General features: G+C 39.9%; 15 protein-coding genes. 8 read left to right on the plus strand and 7 right to left on the minus strand.

Going from position 1 to position 20016, the window contains the following annotated elements; genetic code table 11:
* Position 1: 1 nt before the first annotated feature.
* The 6 genes from gatE (at position 2) to ACC612_RS08895 (ending at position 9985) form a co-directional block, all read left to right on the plus strand.
* A complete protein-coding gene (gene gatE, locus ACC612_RS08870; protein ID WP_371854168.1) occupies positions 2-1915 on the plus strand; it encodes a Glu-tRNA(Gln) amidotransferase subunit GatE in 1914 nt (637 codons plus the stop codon).
* 718 nt (positions 1916-2633) lie between these two features.
* Positions 2634-3260 carry a cysteine hydrolase gene (locus tag ACC612_RS08875; RefSeq protein WP_371854169.1) on the plus strand — a complete coding sequence of 209 codons (627 nt, stop codon included), beginning with the start codon at positions 2634-2636 and terminating at the stop codon, positions 3258-3260.
* A gap of 166 nt (positions 3261-3426) precedes the next feature.
* On the plus strand, positions 3427-4149 hold the full coding sequence (locus ACC612_RS08880; RefSeq protein WP_371854170.1) for a hypothetical protein: 723 nt from the start codon (positions 3427-3429) through the stop codon (positions 4147-4149).
* A gap of 270 nt (positions 4150-4419) precedes the next feature.
* A complete protein-coding gene (gene carA / locus ACC612_RS08885) occupies positions 4420-5517 on the plus strand; it encodes a glutamine-hydrolyzing carbamoyl-phosphate synthase small subunit (RefSeq protein WP_371854171.1) in 1098 nt (365 codons plus the stop codon).
* Positions 5517-8744 (plus strand): carbamoyl-phosphate synthase large subunit, encoded by a 3228-nt coding sequence (gene carB, locus ACC612_RS08890; protein WP_371854172.1) that lies wholly within the window; start codon positions 5517-5519, stop codon positions 8742-8744. Before carA ends, carB begins: the two co-directional genes overlap by 1 nt.
* A 59-nt stretch (positions 8745-8803) precedes the next feature.
* On the plus strand, positions 8804-9985 hold the full coding sequence (locus tag ACC612_RS08895; RefSeq protein ID WP_371854173.1) for an argininosuccinate synthase: 1182 nt from the start codon (positions 8804-8806) through the stop codon (positions 9983-9985).
* 184 nt (positions 9986-10169) lie between these two features.
* Here ACC612_RS08895 and ACC612_RS08900 read toward each other — a convergent pair whose 3' ends face one another.
* The 4 genes from ACC612_RS08900 to ACC612_RS08915 all read right to left on the minus strand — a co-directional run bounded on the left by ACC612_RS08900 (position 10170) and on the right by ACC612_RS08915 (position 12979).
* Positions 10170-11396 carry a hypothetical protein gene (locus tag ACC612_RS08900; RefSeq protein WP_371854174.1) on the minus strand — a complete coding sequence of 409 codons (1227 nt, stop codon included), beginning with the start codon at positions 11394-11396 and terminating at the stop codon, positions 10170-10172.
* Positions 11397-11682: 286 nt separating this feature from the next.
* Positions 11683-11901, minus strand: a complete 219-nt coding sequence (locus ACC612_RS08905) for a dihydrofolate reductase family protein (protein WP_371854228.1) — start codon at positions 11899-11901, stop codon at positions 11683-11685.
* Between the two features lie 307 nt (positions 11902-12208).
* Positions 12209-12568, minus strand: coding sequence for a dihydrofolate reductase family protein (locus ACC612_RS08910; protein ID WP_371854175.1), 360 nt, complete (start codon positions 12566-12568; stop codon positions 12209-12211).
* A gap of 273 nt (positions 12569-12841) precedes the next feature.
* The gene (locus tag ACC612_RS08915; RefSeq protein ID WP_371854176.1) at positions 12842-12979 is read right to left on the minus strand and encodes a hypothetical protein; all 138 of its coding nucleotides are present in this window, start codon (positions 12977-12979) and stop codon (positions 12842-12844) included.
* A gap of 158 nt (positions 12980-13137) precedes the next feature.
* Here ACC612_RS08915 and ACC612_RS08920 point away from each other — a divergent pair, with 158 nt between their 5' ends.
* Entirely contained in the window at positions 13138-13350 is a 213-nt protein-coding gene (locus ACC612_RS08920) for a hypothetical protein (protein WP_371854177.1), read from the plus strand.
* 6 nt (positions 13351-13356) lie between these two features.
* Here ACC612_RS08920 and ACC612_RS08925 read toward each other — a convergent pair whose 3' ends face one another.
* The 3 genes from ACC612_RS08925 to ACC612_RS08935 form a co-directional block, all read right to left on the minus strand.
* Entirely contained in the window at positions 13357-15165 is a 1809-nt protein-coding gene (locus ACC612_RS08925; protein ID WP_371854178.1) for an ATP-binding protein, read from the minus strand.
* Positions 15166-15393: 228 nt separating this feature from the next.
* Positions 15394-15942 (minus strand): pyruvoyl-dependent arginine decarboxylase, encoded by a 549-nt coding sequence (locus ACC612_RS08930; RefSeq protein WP_371854179.1) that lies wholly within the window; start codon positions 15940-15942, stop codon positions 15394-15396.
* 165 nt (positions 15943-16107) lie between these two features.
* Positions 16108-16791, minus strand: coding sequence for a hypothetical protein (locus tag ACC612_RS08935; RefSeq protein ID WP_371854180.1), 684 nt, complete (start codon positions 16789-16791; stop codon positions 16108-16110).
* 427 nt (positions 16792-17218) lie between these two features.
* Between ACC612_RS08935 and ACC612_RS08940 the strand changes: the two genes are divergently transcribed.
* Positions 17219-19990 (plus strand): PAS domain S-box protein, encoded by a 2772-nt coding sequence (locus ACC612_RS08940; RefSeq protein WP_371854181.1) that lies wholly within the window; start codon positions 17219-17221, stop codon positions 19988-19990.
* The last annotated feature ends 26 nt before the right edge of the window (positions 19991-20016 follow it).

The following is a 20016-nucleotide window of genomic DNA, read 5'->3' on the forward strand; positions in this document are numbered from 1 at the left end:
CATGGCTGATAACATAGCTGATAAATTAGATTACAGAGCTCTTGGTTTGAAATGCGGACTTGAGATCCACCAGCAGCTGGACTCAAAGCAAAAATTATTCTGCAGATGCCCCACGATCATACGGGATATAAAAGAATCAACTTCTGAGTTTTTCAGATTCCTGCGACCCACAGCCAGTGAGATGGGAGAGACTGACAGGGCTGCCCTGGAACAGTCTAAGCTTAACCGCAAATACTGTTACAAAGCCTATGATTCCACATGCCTTGTGGAAAATGATGATGAGCCGCCTACTGAGGTCAATCCGGAAGCCCTTGACATAGCCCTTGTGATTACGAAACTATTACACATGGAGCCTGTCGATCAGATGCATGTAATGCGTAAGATAGTAGTTGATGGTTCCAATACTAGTGGTTTTCAGCGTACTGCTTTCCTTGCAAAAGGTGGTTATCTGGAAACTTCCCAAGGACATGTGGGTGTGGATGTGCTGTGTCTGGAAGAAGAAGCTTGCCAGAAAATAGAGGATAAGGGAGATGTGGTGATATATTCCCTGGACAGGCTGGGTATCCCTCTTGTGGAAATAGGCACTGCACCGGATATTATATCTCCTGCACATGCGAAGGAAACAGCACAGCAGATAGGCATGCTGCTGCGTTCTACGGGCAAGGTTAAACGTGGTCTTGGTACTATCCGTCAGGATGTTAATATTTCAATAGCAAAAGGTGCCAGAGTTGAACTAAAAGGTGTTCAGGCTCTGGATATCCTTGAGCTGCTTGTGGAAAGGGAAGTAGAGCGTCAGGTAAATCTGCTTGATATAAGGGACGCACTGCTCTCAAAAAATGCATCAGTACATGATGTTATATTTGATGTGACAAACGTCTTTGAAAAGACCACATCCAAGGTTATACAGAAATCCTTGAAGAAAGGCAAGGTGCTTGCTATATTGCTTCCAGGGTTTGCAGGATTCGTTGGCAGGGAAGTGCAGCCTGGCAGAAGGCTTGGTACAGAATTCTCTGACCGTGCCAAAACATCAGGAGTAGGCGGTATATTCCATACTGATGAGCTTCCAAACTATGGAATTACTAAGGAAGAGGTTCTTGAGCTGCGTAAGGCTGTGGGTGCAAAGGAAGGCGACGCAGTCATAATGGTGGCAGATGTCGAGAAGCGTGCCAGGGGTGCTATGGAAAGTGTCATAAAAAGAGCAAAAGAAGCTCTTACTGGCGTCCCTGAAGAGACACGCAAAGCACTTCCTGACGGGAACAGCTCTTACCTGCGGCCGCTTCCGGGGGCAGCAAGGATGTATCCTGAAACTGATGTACCCCAGGCAGATATTTCAAAGGAGCATTTTGATAAAATTCTAATACCCGAACTGCTTACAGAGAAATCAAAGAGGTTTACTGCAGAACTTAACTTAAGCAGTGAGCTTGCGGACATGATCGTATATTCACAGTATCTTCCTCTTTTTGAGGAACTGGTTGCATGTTTCCATGATGGGAAACTCGTAACACCGACACTTGTCTCCAGAATTCTTACGGGTATGCTTCCGGAACTTAAACGTGATGGAGTGGACATTGACAAACTTTGTGATGATCATTTCAGGCAAGTGTTCTCTTTGGTTGAACAAGGTGCATTTTCCAGAGAAGGTATTGACCCGGTTCTTAGGATACTTGCTCAGAAGCCACAAATATCTGCAGAGAAGGCTGCTGCTGAAGCAGGGCTTTCAGGCAGTGATACTGCTGAGATAGAGAAATTTATTGAGGCTATGATCAGCGAAAGGCAGGAATTTGTTAAGCAAAAAGGTCCTGGATCCGTGGGTCCGCTTATGGGTGTGGTGATGGCTGAGTTCAGGGGTAAGGTCGATGGAAAGATATTAAGTGAACTCCTGATACAAAAGATCAACCAATTCCTGAATAGCTGAACTGATTATTGATTAATGGGAAATATATTTTTCAGTATATCGGTTGATTTCCCATATTTTTCTATCTTCTTTTTTTTGATGATTGCCTGAAGGCTACTCTGACTGTGTTGATGCAGGCAGAAGTGCTGTTGCAGGAATGGGCGGTGGGGGGTTGAAGGTGATTTACAGCATTTTAGAGACGTTACATATCTTAGAAATCAGGCATTAGTAGATAAAAAGTTTGAGGAGAAGATTAAGACGAGGCAACCTATTGAAAGATCAAATAGACACATCAAAGGTAGGGTAACCTTTGATGTGAGAAAAATACAGAAGAATAGCAGGGAACTCTATTCAATAGTAAGATTTGTGGCATACCAGTTTATGATACTGACAAATTTACAAAATAAGATTGAGAAGATTAACTTAAACAGATATTTCTAAGAAAATGTTCATCAAATTAGAATGGAGGAAAAGAGGAGCTAATTTGATAATCTCAGTATGTTTAAAATAATCAATGAAATATAATCTGGCAACTCATTCGTATATATAACAGATATCGTAGTGCCGAAAGGTATATATAAAGTTACACATAACACTTATTTTAGGTAATTAAAAGGTACAATACATCTTAATTTAAGGAGAAAGCAGTGGGGCAATGATATCTCCTTTTAATCGGTGGTAACTGTAATATGATGTATTGATTATTCTTGGCACCAATAATATTATAGAGGGAGTGGAAATGACAAAAATAATCAGAAATAGCGCAGCTTTTATCATAGTGGATGCACAGAACTTCGTTCTTCATGAAAAAGGGCTTGCTGCGCAGTGGGGAGCCTGGAAATTCGCCCGGGAAAAAGGGATAGTGAAGAGTACGGTAAAAGCCATAGAAAGGTTTCGGGCAGAGAAAATACCCATAATCTTCGTTATAATGGAGCTGCGGCCGCAGATATCACAGGCTCTGAATGCGAATCTTCCAGATATAGATTTCTGGAAACCGATCAAAGGACTGGATTTTACGAAAATAACCCGTGAAGAAGGAGAATTCCAGGGTAGGGTTATCGATGAGTTCATACCTCATCCTGAAGATATCATAGTTGCAAAACACCACACTATGAGTGGTTTTCATGGCACGGACCTTGACAAAATACTCAGGTCTCTACACTATGATACTCTGCTTTTCGGAGGTGCCATTACGAACCTCTGTGTTGAAGGCACGGTGAGGGGAGCTTTTGACAGAGGATATAACTGTGTTGTGCTGAGCGACTGTGTGACTTCGATCAGTGAAGAAGCCCAGAGTTTTGCTACAGAGTTTGTTTTTCCAAAATTTGGCAGGGTCTGCACTTCTGAGGAACTTGAGATAATGTGAAAAAACATACTCTTAGAAGTAAAAACCAGCGAGTTGAGTATGCATTTTTAAGGGAGTATAGTATGACTCTTGTGTTTCGGGATTGACGGCTGAGTAATGAGGAGAGTGAATCATCAATGACAGAAGAAAATGAATCTAACAAAAAAGTTGTTGGGGGGATTAATTATTGTCGATAAGTAAATATTCAATTTTATTTATCTTTTTGACCTTACTTATATTATTGTCACCCTTAGCTTCTGGTAATAATACAGAATTACTTATTGATAAGGGTATCTCTATATCAGAGCAAATACAAAAAGGACGAGAGTTTTCGATTTTTATAACTATAAGTAATCCATATGACGCTATTATTACAGGAAATTTAAGTTTAATTGTTCCTGCTTATTTCGAAATACAAAGTTCTCCTACCATTCCAATTAATTTGGGACCGCATAGCAGTCAAACATATAGTTTTATTGCACGTCCTACTCTAATTAGGAATAATCTTTTATCTGTTGATTTTTTTAAAACATTTGCAGTTGGTGCATCACCGGGAAAACACAAATTGTATTTTAACATAAATTATGGATATAATGGGACCATTCAAAGCGATACTTATCCTTTTGAGATATTAGTTGTTTCTTCATATTTGTCACTACTTCCAGCTTGTATCATTGGAGGCCTGTTAGGAAGTATTTTAAAAATATTGACAAAAGAAAATGATTTGAAAAAACTAATTAGCAGCGGTATATCAGGATGGAGGCCATTGTTATGGGGATTTATTGGTGCAGTTTTAGCCATTTTAATTCAACCCTTCGGCGAAATTTATAATTTCCAGGGAGCGATATTATTAGGTACTACTATTGGTTATTTGGGGAGCAGTGTTATTGAGGATATTTTGAAAAGGTAAAGAGTCGGTTCTGTAGATAGCCTAATAGATAGTATATATTCCAAAAAAATCCCATCTTATATGAGAGATTATGAAGGTGCGGCAGGTCGGATGTATCTGTATTTGTGATGATATCGGCCACAAAAGGTATTAAAAATCTCTTTTTTCATTTTCTCTGTTGATTCTATTGAGGGATGTGGCAGAAAGGTATATATACTGGTATCATTCGGATGTTACATTACATCGCAATACTTATAGCCTATTCACTTCATGTATACCCAGGTTCTTACGATGAATGCAGTATTAGGATTAGAAGATGGAACAGTTATACAAGGCACCGGGTTCGGTGCTGAAGGCATAGTTTCTGGAGAACTGGTTTTTACTACTCAATATACAGGTTATGAGGAGGCACTTTCTGACCCTTCGTATAAAGGGCAGATCTTGATGTTCACTTATCCACTTATCGGTAATTACGGTGTTAGTAACAATTGTTTTGAATCTGACGGAGTTAAGGCAGAAGGTCTTGTGGTGAGGGAATCCTGCCCGGAGCCTTCTCATTATAAATCTAAACGTACAATTTTCCAGCTTATGGAGGATGAGGGTAAGCCCGGCATAGCTGGAGTGGACACGCGTATGCTTACAATAAAGACGCGTGAATATGGTACACTGCGTGCAGCTCTGATAAATGGCAGTGATGATGGGGAAGAAGCTGTGAGGCTTGCAAGGAAACAGCCCCACATATCTGAATTGGACTACATATCAATGGTAACCTGCAAGACTCCTTACAGGCTGGAAAGTCCCCTGAGAGATCCTTACAATCCAAAACATGTTGTGCTAATGGATATGGGTATGAAGCGCAGCATCACCACCAGTCTGCTCAAGAGGGGCATTGACATTACTGTGGTGCCTGCAAATGCAAGTACCTCAATGATAGAATCATACGAACCTGACATGCTTTTCCTCTCCAATGGTCCAGGGGACCCTCAGCAGGCAAAGAATGCGGTAGAGGCGGTAAAGAAGTTTGCCGGAACAATGCCCATTGTGGGAATATGCCTGGGACATCAGATCTTATCCCTGGCTCTGGGTGCTGAGACCTACAAGCTGAAGTTCGGACACAGGGGAGCAAATCAGCCGGTCAAGGATTTCGAGACAGGTATAGTACACATAACTTCTCAGAACCATGGGTTTGCGGTGAATGGTGATTCATTTGAGTCCGAAGATGTGGTCGTTACTCAGGTCAATGCCAATGATAAAACTGTGGAAGGTATAGCTCACAAGTATCTTGACATGTTCAGCGTGCAGTATCATCCAGATGCACATCCGGGTCCCATGGATACAGAAACGATATTCTTCGGTAAAGTGCTCAAGCTCCTGGAAGGTGAGCAATAATGCCAAAGAGGACAGATATTAAGAAAGTGTTGCTTATAGGCTCAGGTCCTATCACCATCGGACAGGCAGCAGAATTTGACTTTTCAGGTAGCCAGGCATGCAGGTCCCTCAAGGAAGAGGGGCTGCAGGTGGTGCTTGTCAACTCCAATCCGGCTACTATTATGACAGATCCTGAGATGGCAGATGCAGTCTATATAGAGCCTCTTGATCCCAAGACCGTAGCAAAGATCATTGAAAAGGAAAGGCCTGATGGTATTATTGCAGGTATAGGCGGCCAGACCGGTCTTAACATTACCAGTGAGCTTGCTGAGATGGGAGTCTTTGAAAAGTTTGGAGTAAAACTTTTGGGTACACCTCTTCAGGCCATTAAAAATACCGAGGATCGTGAACTCTTTAAGGAAACAATGGAGAGCATCGGAGAAAAAGTACCTCGCAGCAAGGCAGTGTCCACACTTGCAGAAGCAGAAGGGCTCATTGATGAGCTAGGTTTGCCTCTAATTATAAGGCCAGCTTACACGCTGGGAGGTGCCGGAGGCGGTATAGCCCATTCCCGCGATGAACTATTGGAAATCACTGAAAGGGGACTTCGTCGCAGCCGTATCAGCCAAGTGCTTATAGAGGAAAGTGTGCTGGGCTGGAAGGAATTTGAGTACGAGGTCATGAGGGATGCCAACGATACTTGTATCGTAATATGTAACATGGAGAACCTCGATCCAATGGGTATACACACCGGAGAATCCATTGTAGTCACACCTTCTCAGACACTTAACGATGAAGACCATCAGATGCTCAGGACAGCAGCCATTAAGATCATCCGTGCATTGGGAATTGAAGGTGGCTGTAACATACAGTTCGCTGTGAAGGATGGGGAATATAGAATAGTAGAGGTCAATCCTCGTGTATCCCGTTCATCTGCTCTTGCATCCAAGGCAACAGGCTACCCAATAGCAAGGGTCACTGCAAAGATAGCTATAGGCATGGCGCTGGATGAGATCCTCAACGATGTTACCAAGAAAACCCCTGCATCCTTTGAACCCACCATTGACTACATTGTGACAAAGATCCCACGCTGGCCATTCGATAAGTTTGTGACAGCAGATAAAACTTTGACCACTGCCATGAAGAGTACCGGAGAGGTAATGGCCATCGGCAGGACCATTGAAGAGTCATTGCTCAAAGCTATAAGGTCACTGGATATTGACATGTGTCTTGGTAAAGGTGACTGGAATGATAATGAGATCCCGGCACTTCTGAAGACTCCCACAAGCGAAAGGCTCTTTGTTATATACAAAGCTCTTGCCACAGTTTTCTCAGTGGAAGAGGTTACAGAACTTACAGCTATTGATCCTTTCTTCCTCAGGAAGATCAGAAACATCATTGAGATGGAAAATGCTCTTAAGGAAGCTGCTTCTAAGGGCGATCTGTCCATAGACCTTCTCAGGAAAAGCAAGCGTATGGGCTTCATTGACGAGCGCATTGGCGAGCTTACCGACAAGACCCGGGTAGAGATCAATGATCTAAGGCGTAATGCAGGTATCGTTGCCACTTATAAGATGGTAGACACCTGTGCTGCAGAGTTCGCGGCTGCAACTCCTTATTATTACTCATGCTACGAGCAGATGTGCGAGACAAATCCCTCTGACAAGAAGAAGGTCCTTATCCTGGGTGCAGGTCCCATCAGGATCGGTCAGGGTATCGAATTCGACTACTGTACAGTACATGCTGTGACAGCCATCAGGGAAGAAGGCATAGAAGCTCATATCATAAACAACAACCCTGAAACTGTATCTACTGACTATGATACTTCTGACAAGCTCTTCTTTGAGCCTCTGACCCTTGAGGATGTTATGAACGTCATCGAGAGGGAGAAGCCTGATGGAGTGCTGGTGCAGTTTGGCGGCCAGACCTCTGTGAATCTCGCAATACCCCTGGAAAAAGAGCTCAAGAGGCGCACTGATATCCCAACCGTTATCATGGGCACTTCCCCTGCAGACATGGATGTTGCAGAGGATAGGGAAAAATTCAACTTAATGATGAAGAAGCTGGGGATCAACCAGCCGGAAGCGGGTTATGCAACTTCTCAGAAAGGGGCGTTTGAGGTTGCTGCACGTATTGGATATCCTGTACTTGTCAGGCCTTCATACGTATTGGGCGGCAGGGCTATGGAGATAGTGTACGACCAGAACGATCTTGAAAGGTACATGCGCGAGGCTGTCAGGGTATCTCCGCAACATCCGATCCTCATTGATGATTTCCTGGAGAGCGCTTTAGAGATCGATGTTGATGCTGTATGTGATGGCAAGGATGTGCTCATAGGTGCTATTATGGAGCACATTGAGGAAGCAGGTGTGCATTCCGGTGACTCTGCCTGTGTGATCCCGCCTCAGTCATTTGATGAGGAAACCCTGGAAACTGTCAGGGACTACACACGTAAGATCGCACTGGCATTGAACGTGAAGGGATTGCTCAACATCCAGATGGCAAAACAGAACGGTACTGTTTATGTCCTGGAAGCAAATCCTCGCTCAAGCAGGACTGTGCCCTTTGTTTCTAAGGCAGTGGGACTTCCGCTTGCGAAGATAGCTGCAAAGGTTATTATGGGTCATTCCTTGAAAGACATGGGTTATTCACTTGATAAGGAACCCCAGGTGAACCATGTATCTGTTAAGGAAGTACTGTTGCCTTTCGACAAGCTGCCGGGTGCAGATCCGGTGCTGGGTCCTGAGATGAAGAGTACCGGTGAGGTCATGGGCATAGACTATGACTACGGCCGTGCTTTCTTCAAGGCGCAGCTTAGCGCAGATAACCTATTGCCTCTTAGTGGAAAGGTTTTCATGTCCATCCGGGGGGCTGATAGGGTGCAGCTTGTGGAAGTTGCCCGTAAGCTGAAAAATGCCGGAATTGAGCTCATAGGCACTGACGGTACTGCGGAGTACCTTGCAGAGCATGGAATTAAGATGGATATCATCAAGAAGGTGCGTGAGGGAAGCCCCAATGTCATCGATATGATGCGCAGAAACGAGGTGTCCCTTGTAATCAATACGCCTATCAACAAACAGGCTCGTAAGGATGGTTACAGGATTCGCAGGGCTGCCGTGGACTTCAAGATACCGTACATCACCACCATCCAGGCAGCAATTGCTGCGGCCAGAGCCATTGAATCTATGAAAGCCGGTGAGATCATCACCAAGTCCATCAACGAATACCACAAGGATATCCTTAATTAAGGATACCCTTTTTTACTTTTCTTGTCTTATATTTCGAGTATATTCTGAGGAAGGATATCATGTCAAAGAAAGTAGTGCTCGCTTATTCAGGGGGATTGGATACATCCGTATGCATCCCCATACTCAAGGAAGAATACGGTTACGATAAGGTCATCACAGTGTCCGTGGATGTTGGACAGCCAAAAAATGAAGTTCAAGAGGCTGAACAAAAGGCAAAGAAGATAAGTGACGGACATTACACCATTGATGCTAAAGCGGAATTTGTGAAGGATTACATTTTCCCTCTTATCAAAGCCAATGGTGACTATGAGGGTTATGTGATGGGTACTTCCGTAGCCCGTCCGCTCATTGCACGTAAAGTCGTGGAAGTTGCGGAGAAAGAAGGTGCAGTGGCACTTGCGCATGGCTGTACTGGCAAGGGTAACGACCAGCTTAGGTTCGAGGCTGTGTTCAGGCTCACCAGCATGGATGTCGTGGCACCAATGAGGGATATGAACCTAACACGTGAGTGGGAGATCGACTATGCAAAGAAGCATGGTATTCCCGTGGCAGCTACCACCGCCAAGCCGTGGAGTGTTGATGAGAACATCTGGAGTCGCAGTATCGAGGGTGGCAAACTGGAAGATCCCGGATTCATCCCTCCTGAGGAGATCTATCAGTGGACCGTATCCCCTGAGAAGGCACCTGAGGCTCAGAATGTTGTTATCGGCTTTGAGAACGGCGTGCCTGTATCCCTGGACGGTAAGAAACTTGGCGGCGTGGAGCTTATCGAACAGCTCAACGAGATCGCAGGCTCTCATGGCGTGGGACGCACTGACATGATCGAGGACCGTGTGCTGGGACTTAAAGCCAGGGAGAATTATGAACACCCTGCAGCCACTGTATTGCTCACAGCCCACAGGGACCTGGAGAAGCTGGTGCTTACCAGGCTTGAGCTGAAGTTCAAGAAGATCGTGGACGAACAGTGGTCTGAGCTTGCCTATTCCGGTCTTGTGGACGAACCCCTATACCACGACCTGAACGCTTTCATCGACAAGACCCAGGAGCGGGTCACAGGTACTGTCACAGTGAAGCTCTACAAAGGCAGCGTTACACTGCTGGCACGTACATCACCATACGCCCTGTACTCCGAAGACCTTGTATCCTTCAACACTTCTTCCATCGACCAGAAGGACGCCGAGGGTTTTGCCAAGTACCACGGTTTCCAGGCCAGGCTGTACAAGAGATTTGTTGAGAAGTAAGATCGTATGCTTAAGAGGCATACCTTCTTTTGTTCTATTTAATTTTATACAAGACTTTTCAGCACATATTCCTTTCATGAGGAATATTTTCCTATTACTTTTTTGATGGGAAAAGACAGCAAAAATTTGTAAGGTTACACTTTCCTTAAACTCTTAACTGGAGTATTTCAAATGTACGTTTTCCTCAAAACATTGTTATTGGTGTTTTTTTGTTGATTAAATGAACCGATTGACAAGTTTCAAATACATCAATTCCTTCAGTGGACAAGCTATCTTTGATATAATCTATACTGAACAATGTATTTTTAGTTAATATTGCAATTCTATGAATTAACATCCTTTTACTAAGCTTTTCCAGAGTAATTTCACCTTTGAGAATTATTTTATCTGGTTTACTATTATTGTCGTAGCTTAAATTCGAAAGGGAAAAAAGAGGATGATTTTTTGGACTTACAAGAGTATCATTACTATTAGGTGGAGTGATATCATCTGTAAATTGTAGTTTAAAACTTTCTTTGAACAATCCATCCATGATTAATTTGAACCCAGTATACGTCATTACACTACCTGAGTTACTAATATCGAAATAAACTCCGTTTATTTCTCTCCATAACCGAAGAAGTATTGTATATGCTTCAGAGATTACTTTTGGATTGAGATTCTCATGGGGTAACATTATCTTGTTTTTAGAATGAAATAGCGAGCATCTAACGTTTTCGTATTGTGTACCTACAAGAAAGGCAACAGGATCTTTTGTTCCAAATGGAACTATTGTTAAAAGATCAATTTTTATGCTAATAAAGTTTAATGCTCGTTTAAACCATTTTGTTTCAGATTCATCATTATTTTTTGGACATATTTGATTCAGTGTGGACTCAAAGGCTAAGAACAGATTTCTGTATGCTTCATATAAATCAGAACTCATTTGTGATAGACGATAAAATCTGAAAGCAGGTTCCCAACTTAATTGAGGTTGCTTCTGTAATGGTATTACATTTCCATCTTTGTCTTTTTGTATAATATTAACCCCTATTTGAGGGCAAAATTCTAAAATTCCAACCCTTCGTAAGGAATATTGTCCATTGTAGTTTATTACAAGTGTGTGTTCATCTACAGGTTGAAGCGTGTGCATATGAATGTGATTTTGTAAGGAAAGTATATCTAACGATTTTTGACAATACTCAAAACCATTTTTTAATATTTCTTCGTCTGACAAAACTTGCTTGCATCGTGCTACAATTGAATTTTGCCCTTTTCTCATTTCAACTTCCAAATTGCCATTATCGAATGAATATAATATATCTATTTGGCTGTCCAAATTTAGTTGAAAAGCTATACCACTATAAAAAATCTCTTTGCTATTATTTTTCCCTTCACGTCCCCCTAAGTAGATTTTGCCAATTTGAGCCATTTCTCACTTTCCTCTGTTTCAAGCTTAGTTAAATATAGACTACTTAATAAAAAGTTACTTTCTGTTTAATGCATCAAACTGTTAAGGTAGATTATTATATTCAGTACTACTTGGTAGATTCGGGAGAAGAGTACTGTTAACCCACAATGAATCAAATACAACATCTTAAACAATAATCAGTATTGTTTAAGGATATAATATTTATTCTGGGCCCTTACTTTACATTTTCACCGTAAAGATCCTAGGAATAGAAAATACAGCAGTTTTAAAAAGGGATATATAGAGCTTATTTTATGTTCTCTAGAGTTTTATACAAATGTAATCCAATAACATTGTAATGTATTTGCACCATTCCCTTTTCATATGAACTGACTTTAGTCAGTTCCAGTTTTATGTCATCCTGCTCGGTGAACAATGGAATTCCTCCTCCCAGGACTATTGGCAGGATACCTACTATGATCTCATCCACTAAGCCTTTCTTAAGGAATTGATTTATAGAAAGCAGCGTAAAACCCCTGAGTCTTTAGCTCAGGGGATATAAGCGTACACTTTCCATCATAACATCTATATACTATTCTATCTTTCTTTAAATTACATTACAGCTTGCGATAACCAATCGGCTGTTACGATTGAGTTCACCATAAGGCGATAACTGGTCTTGAATTAATCCAATGTTCCAAGTTCGTATTCATGTAAAGCCGAAAAGAACGAATGGACATAACTCAGTAAGGCAGGAGCTGCCTGATTTGAAGCTCATGGAGATGCCGATGGTCATCTGTGAAGTGAGAAGCCACTTAGTCTTTAGCTGAGTGTTAGTTCACTAAATTACTTCCACCCATGATCCAGATGTTGCCTTTGGTTTCAGCTTGGATCCTATTCATGAATGAACTCATGTCCTCATCTGTAAACTCAATGTTCTTTTCTTCGGAATGGACTTTTTTATGGGTGAGCACATAAGACCTTTTTTCAGGATAGGGCCAGTCGATTCCAAACGACATAACCTTTTCATAAGTAGCGGCTCCCATCAAAATGACTTCGACATTTTTGATGAATTCCGGGTAGTAATCATAAGAAGGATCTTCTTCCAGCCAGTCAATATCACCGTTCTTCCTTGAGATAAAACCATCAAGGCTAGTGGCAATATAAACTATTTTCCTGTTCTTTTCAGTCATAATACAGAATTAAAAGAAACTATGTAAATACATTTCCAAGTGCAATTAAAGCAAATTATTTTACTTTTCTTCTTGTATGTTAACACATTTCCTTATATATGTCATCTATAACGACACATTAATTGGTATCGTGAAGAAGTAAAGCAGGGCACGTAGGATTATCCCTGTTTTTAGTTTCTTCCGCGCGCTCTGTTAATATGGAATGTATAAAAGTGAATTAAAAGGGTTAGATGTGACAATAGGAAATTGCCACTTGATTTTTAAACTATTTTTTCAGTAGTAGTATAAAATGTTTTTAAATACTTTCCCTTTTGAGAGAAGATGATCTTGTTTATTCAATATGAATCCATGTAGTACAGGCTTCAGTTTAAGCATTGAGGTTTCTTTTATTGATTCTGTTTTTTCTCTCATGTAATACCCCTCCTTTTATAGGGCAGAATGCAACTACCGTGTTATTGTATATATAGTTACCTATCGATTTGTAAAACAAATATTAATTATTGCAACAGACATTATCCTTAAATAAGGAAAAATCAATCTTTTTCCGACTAATCATATGGGGTAAAACCATGTCCACTAATGGAAAAACCAAAAAGGTATCAAAAAAGGAAAAAGACATAAAAGTTCCTATACTGGAAGAAGAAATCGATGCCTGGTGCGATCTGCCTCCAAAATCTTCTGATTCAAAAAGTATAGCTGATATAGAGATCGATGCCTGGTGTGCAGGTTCTCCAGATCCTGATATTGAGCAGCAGGACAAGAAAAAGAAGAAAGATGAATAGTAATGATCATTTCTCTTTTTTGCTGATGGAGAACCAAAATGCACTACCTTTTCCTGCTGGATTGTCATTCACTCCGATGCTTCCGCCATGCAAATCAATTATTCTTTTTGCAATAGCTAACCCTAGGCCACTCCCTTTGACTCCACCCTTGTGTGCTCTGCTGAATCGATCAAATATCTGCTCCCTGTCGCTTACTTGTACACCTTCTCCGGAATCTATTACAAGTATTTTCCAATTGTTGTCCTCATCTTCGACTTTTATATCGATCTCGCTGTTAGAAGGACTATATTTGATGGCGTTTGACAGAATATTGGAGAATACTTCCGCAATAATAGGATTTATCAGAGCATTATATTCCTGTTTAATTGGCAGCTTCAGAGAAATGTTCTTTGCCTTAAATTGTACCTGGTAGTTGTTTATCACCGAGATTAACAGAGGATAAAGATCAGCTATCTTAAAATCAAGCTCCTCGATGCTCTCAAATTTAGCAAGCTTGGCAGCATTATCTATCAATTCAATGAGTTTAAGATCACTTTGTAATATCTTATCAAGCAATTCTTTTTTTTGGGAGTCCTCAGTAGTTTCAAGTAGGATCTCAGTATAACCTTTTATTACAGATGCAGGGCCGAGAAGATCATGCCTGAGTATATCAGTGAAAAGGTCTTTCATTCTAGTCAATTGCCTGAGCTCATTATTCGACTCGAGCAACATTTCAGCCCTCTTGCTTTCTGAAAGATCTCTTGCAATGCTAATAATAGCATCCTTACCTTCATAATTTATATTCCGGCTACTTAATTCCACAGGGATAAGAGTTCCATCACGACTGACATGTACGGATTCTGAAAAGAATTCATTCTGTTTGAAAACAGCATTGATTTTCTTATCCATTTGTTGGGGTGAATGGTGAAGCATGATTTCCCAACGCTGCATTTTAAGGAGTTCATCTTTAGAATAGCTTAGAGTATCGCATGTTACTTTATTAACTTCAAGAAAATTACCTTTAAGGTCAGTAATATAAATGGCATCATTAACATTATTAAATATTGATCTGAATTTAGCTTCAGATATTTCCAGTTTGTGTTCATGTTCTTTTCGTTCACTTATATAGAACATTTGGAACATTATTATGATTGCTAAAATCAATAAGATTAAATAGATGCTCCCATGCCCAAGAGTTTCCCATAATTTTATGTGGGGACTTAGCATAGAATTTGATGGTAAAGCCCTAAGAAGCATTTCTCGGTTATATATTTTAAGAGATGCAGTTGTAAGAAATTCTTCTGCTGTTATAAACTGGGATTCATAATCTGGAGATATATATACAACTCTTTGGTTATCCATTAACTTAAACAGGATATTGCTATCATTCCCAATAGTTGATTGTTCTGTAAAAAAATCATCTAAAGTAAAGCTAAGTTGAAAAAATGAATTATTTCCATAGGGTACTAATAATGAATAGCAATAGCTTCCAGGTGCAATTTCATATGGTGCGGAAAGATATGGTTTTTCGTTGTGTTTTGCTATTAGCAAAGCTATTTCAAATTGTGAATTATTATCACCATATGCTGCTGGAATACTACTATTGATCGGTACTTTGAATAATTGCTGATTCTCAGTATCGATAAAGTATATAGAAGAAAGAAATGCGTTCTCTTTGAGTAATGGTTCTGTTTTGATTAAGAATTCATATTGGCTCAGTGGTGGTGAACTTGTTTGGATATCATATATTGTAAGAAGTTCTTGTGTAACTTCATCAAGTTCATCCTCAAGGTTCAAACTTATCTGCATGGATTGCATTTCTGTATTTGATTCCATGCTTTTGATTGTATTATCTCTATTTTGTTCAATGGAATAACCTATGAGAAGTGCAAAAATTAAGACACTAAAAGCAAATAATAGGTTCCATCGGTTCCTGCTGACAAAATCATGGAAATGTGAACGCATCAAATCTTATAGTAAGCAAGGACTATAAATCTCTATTCAAAGAAAGTAAATGTGATAAGGCAACTGTGTAATGAGAATAATAAATAATAAAATCAAGGGTTATGGTATAATAAACACCATTGCTGCTACTACTGTAGTCCATTTTCCTTCTTTATCACCTTTTGCACACTGACAGATATGGAGTGAGTCAAAAATATGGCCACTTGCTTTGTAAACCTGTTCACGCTCGTGCCATGCAGACTCTACATTAAATTCAATACCTAATGTAGTTGCCAACATGGTTGCAGCCAGATCTTCTGCATATTCTCCGGCGGTAATCTCATCTTCTCCAAAAGAGTGATGTTCTGAAATGTATCCATATTGTTCCTCTGCAGCCACAGGGATGGCAGTACCAATTGCAGCAGCTGTCAGACGTTCAGGTTCATTTGTTTCATTTCTTGCCAGAACACAATGAACTATAGCTCCTGGCTTGAGTTCAGGAAGACCTTCTTCCTTTTTTACGATTTTACAATTAGGAGGTAATATACTTGAAACAGATACGAGATTAAATTTCTCAATGCCTGCATTCCTTAAGGCTAATTCAAAAGATGCGAGTTTGTCTTTATGAACACCAGCGCCTTTGACCATAAAAGCTTTTGTTGGTATCATACTCACTTTAAACACAACCAAATATATTAAGCCTTTCCATTTTCGATAACCTGAGTGCGATTTTTGTAATAATTTTTTCCACTATAATGCCAATCGATGAAAAAAAAGTCTGGCCTAACCCAGATATCTGGATTAGGCTACTATTCCCGGCCAGGATATCTTGAATCAAACAACTTCCATTGTCTTTGGGAATTCCCCATCGAAATGAAGCTGGCCATCTTGAATTTCAAGAGTTTCTATATTCAGGCCCGGCATCTTTGCAAGATTTGAATTGATCAGGGCCTCAAAAGCTTGCTCACCTTTGTCAGCACTTCCATCTGGCATAGGCAGCATGCCTACTTTTGCTTCATCTATGTCTATGCTGACAGTGGAATCACTGGATTTCTCAAAGCGTCCTGAAACATATACAGGTCCTTTGAAGTCATATCCGTAATCTTTAAGGTCAACATAAGCTGACATTTCTGCTTCGTTGTCATCACCCAATTTGACCTGTATCTGTTTAATAGCACCTTCGTTATTAGTAGCCTGCAGGTATGAGCTCAATTGAGAACTGGAAAGTGTGATATCTAGTGGTGCCGGGTCAGAATACTGTATATTGTTTGTAAGTTGGTATTCGGAAACCGGTGATTTAAGAGTTATGCCATTTTCTTCTACCATTTGATCAAAAAGAACTGGATCAACTTCAACACCCAGATCTTTAGCTTCATCTGTACCTAGTGCATGGGTTAATATAGGAATATTTACTAGTCCACTTGCAGCTACAGTTGTAAGTAATATAAATACTAATACAACAACTCCGATTATTATTAAGTTCTTTTTACTTTTGACAGCAGTTCCCGAAGAATCCATTAAAACCACTCCTTGGAAGATTTTTATGTAACTCTCATCAACTATCTGTACGGTAGGTAAGACCCTGATATTCTGACAAGGATTCAGTATTTCAGGACTATTTGTACAGTATATTGTTTACTAAAACAGAATATTATTTGTCTTTATATATATAAATGTGCATGAGTAATAATAAGAAAATCGTAGCTCACACCTTCGAAATACTCCTTAGTAGATTGGATCGAAGGAAGGAAGTACTACTCTTAGATGCGAGCTAATATATAATGTATAATCATTGTATTTAATATTCTCTTTTGAACTAACAGACCTTTTTAATTATAGTCAATAGCTTGATTAATACCAATGTATGTATTCAATACCTACATTACCATCAGTTGAGAGGCATTGTAAGTGAAAGCGGGTATATCCGTACTTAAAAATAGTATTCATGTTTGAAATTGCAGGTGCAAAAATGGACTTGACCCAAAAGCTTGGAACTACATTTTGCAATAACGTTGTATTTACTTTCTCGTGGAAAAACGAGGATAATTGGCCAGTAGTTTCAGTTTCAGAGAACATAGAGCAACTTGGGTACGCACCAGATGAATTTATTTCAGGAGACCTTAGTTATTCGGACATAGTGCATCCGGATGATAAAGATAAACTGAAGGCTCTGATCCAACAATGGGATCAAGAGGATGTACCATGTCTTTTTTTGGAATATAGAATACTGGATAGTAAAGGTAATGTGCGCTGGATTGCAAAATTTGTTCATGCGCAATACGATGAACAAGGTTTCCTTAAACAATTGAATGGAACAATTGTAGACATCACGGAAAGTAAAAGGGCAGAATTGTTCTTGCAGCCACAAAATGGTTATCTGAAGAGTGTTGTAAATACTGTAAGAGAAGCTCTGTTAGTTCTTGATACTAATTTTAAAATCATATTTGCAAATCTTTCATTCTACAGGTTGTTTAGAGCAAACCCATTAGAAACTGAAGATCGGTTTTTATACGATATTGAAAACGGACAGTGGAATATTCCGGCTCTGAAAAATAGTATGATAACACTTTTAGAAGGCAGTACAGAGTTCAATGATCTTGAAATAGAGCAGGATTTCAAGAAGATAGGACACCGGGTGTTGCGTGTCAATTCCAGAACAATGGATACTTTCAATGGTAAAGATAAAATGATCTTACTTGCTGTTGAAGATGTCACCGAAAGCAAAAAATCTTCTATGGAACTGAAGGCATCAGAGGCAAAATATTCTGCCCTTGTGGAACAAGGGAATGATGGCATAATTATAATACAGGGAGAATCTCTAAGATTCACTAATTCCAAGTTCCTTGAATTTACGGGTTACAACAAAGAGGATATCATCAATACTTCATTGCTTGAGTACGTTCCTATTGATTTCAGGCGTATGCTTTTAAAACGTTATAGTAAAGCATTAAGGGATGAGCGCAGTATAAAGCGCAATTATGAAGTGGATTTTATTAGAAAGGACGGGTCTACTTTTCCTGCTGAAATTAGTCTTTCTTTCATCTATTATGAAAATGGTCCAGCTGTAATGATAGCTATAAGGGATATAGCGGAACGTAAAAAAGCAGAGATGGAACTTAAAGATTCTGAGAAGAAATATTCCACTCTTGTGGAGAAGAGTAATGATGGGATTGTAATATTACAGAATGATCAGCTGGTATTTGCCAATAATAAATTTATTGAGATAATTGGTTATACTCGTACGGAAGCTATTGGTAAGCCATTTGCAAGTTTCCTGACAATCGAATACCGTCGGATGATCACTGGCAAGTTTAAAAGGAAGATGGAAAAAAGGCAATTAACACCTCCTAAATATGAAATAGAGCTTCTTTCAAAAACTGGTCAAAAAATTCCTATAGAAATTAGCTCCTCCATAATAGAACATGAAGGGAAACCAGCTTACATGGCTATAATCAGAGATATTACAGAGCAGAAGAACAGAGAAAGAGAACTTCTCAAGCTAATTGAAGTTCAAAAGGTTCTTGAAAACGTTATTGAGAGCAGTCCTGCAATTGTTTTCTTCTGGAAGCCTTATGAGAACTGGCCTGTAGAGTTTGTATCCGAAAACATTTCTCAGTTTGGATACACTGCAAAGGAGTTTATTTCAGGTAAAATGCTTTACAGTGATATGGTTCATCCTTATGATCTTGAGAAAATGAATAATGAAACTCTAAGGTGTATTCAAGAGGGAGAAAAAAATATTTCTCTTGAGTATCGTGTCCTCACAAGATCAGGTGAAATTCGATGGATAGATGAACGCTCTGTTATTAAAAGGGATGCAGAAGGCAGGATAGAATATATTCATGGTATAATAGTTGATGTAACAGAACGTAAAAACGCCAATAATTTTATGCGAATAGGCTCAGAACTAGGTACCTTGTTCACTCCTACGGCTGACATAAAAGAACTATTTCAGCAGTTCCTTGAGCTTATCACACAGGTTAAAGGGATTGATTGTGGTGCATTATATCTTGTAGATGAAACTACAGGCGATCTAAACTTAGTTGCTTATAAAGACCTTTCATTTAAGTTCGTGAACAGTATCCGCCAATATTCTGCAAATTCTTTACATGCTAGGATACTTAAAACGCAATATCCGATCTATAAGCTCTATTCTGAGATAAGCTCCATGACTTCTGAGAAAGATGTTAGTTTTGAAGGGCTCGAGGCGACTGCTATATTGCCTCTCAAATACGAAGGCAATGTTGTAGCAGTTTTTATGTTGGCATCCCATACAGAATATGCTATTTCTCACAATACTCGAAGTGTACTTGAGAGTATTGCTTCTCAAGCGGGTCCTTCTATAGGGCGCATAAGGGAACAGGTCCATGTGCAAAAAGACATAAACAACCTGCAGGATCTATTTGACAATATAGAGGATTTTCTATATGTGCTTGATACTAATGGCTGTATATTGCACACGAATAGTTTCCTCTGTAAACGTCTGGGATATTCTCATGAAGAATTACTTGGTCTGAATATAGTTAACCTGCATCCACAGAAAAGAGCTATAGAGGTAGCCACTTTACTTGCTGAAATATTAGCCGGAAAAAAATCTATAGTGAAGATCCCGTTTGAATCATATGATGGAGAGCTGATACCTGCAGAGATAAAGATCAGCCGGGGAGCATGGGATGGAAATTCAGCTCTTATTTGCCTTGGACGGGAAAATAACTAAAAACTAAGGCTTTGTAAAAACAGGAC

The organism is Methanomethylovorans sp., assembly GCF_041447285.1.
GTDB lineage: Archaea > Halobacteriota > Methanosarcinia > Methanosarcinales > Methanosarcinaceae > Methanomethylovorans.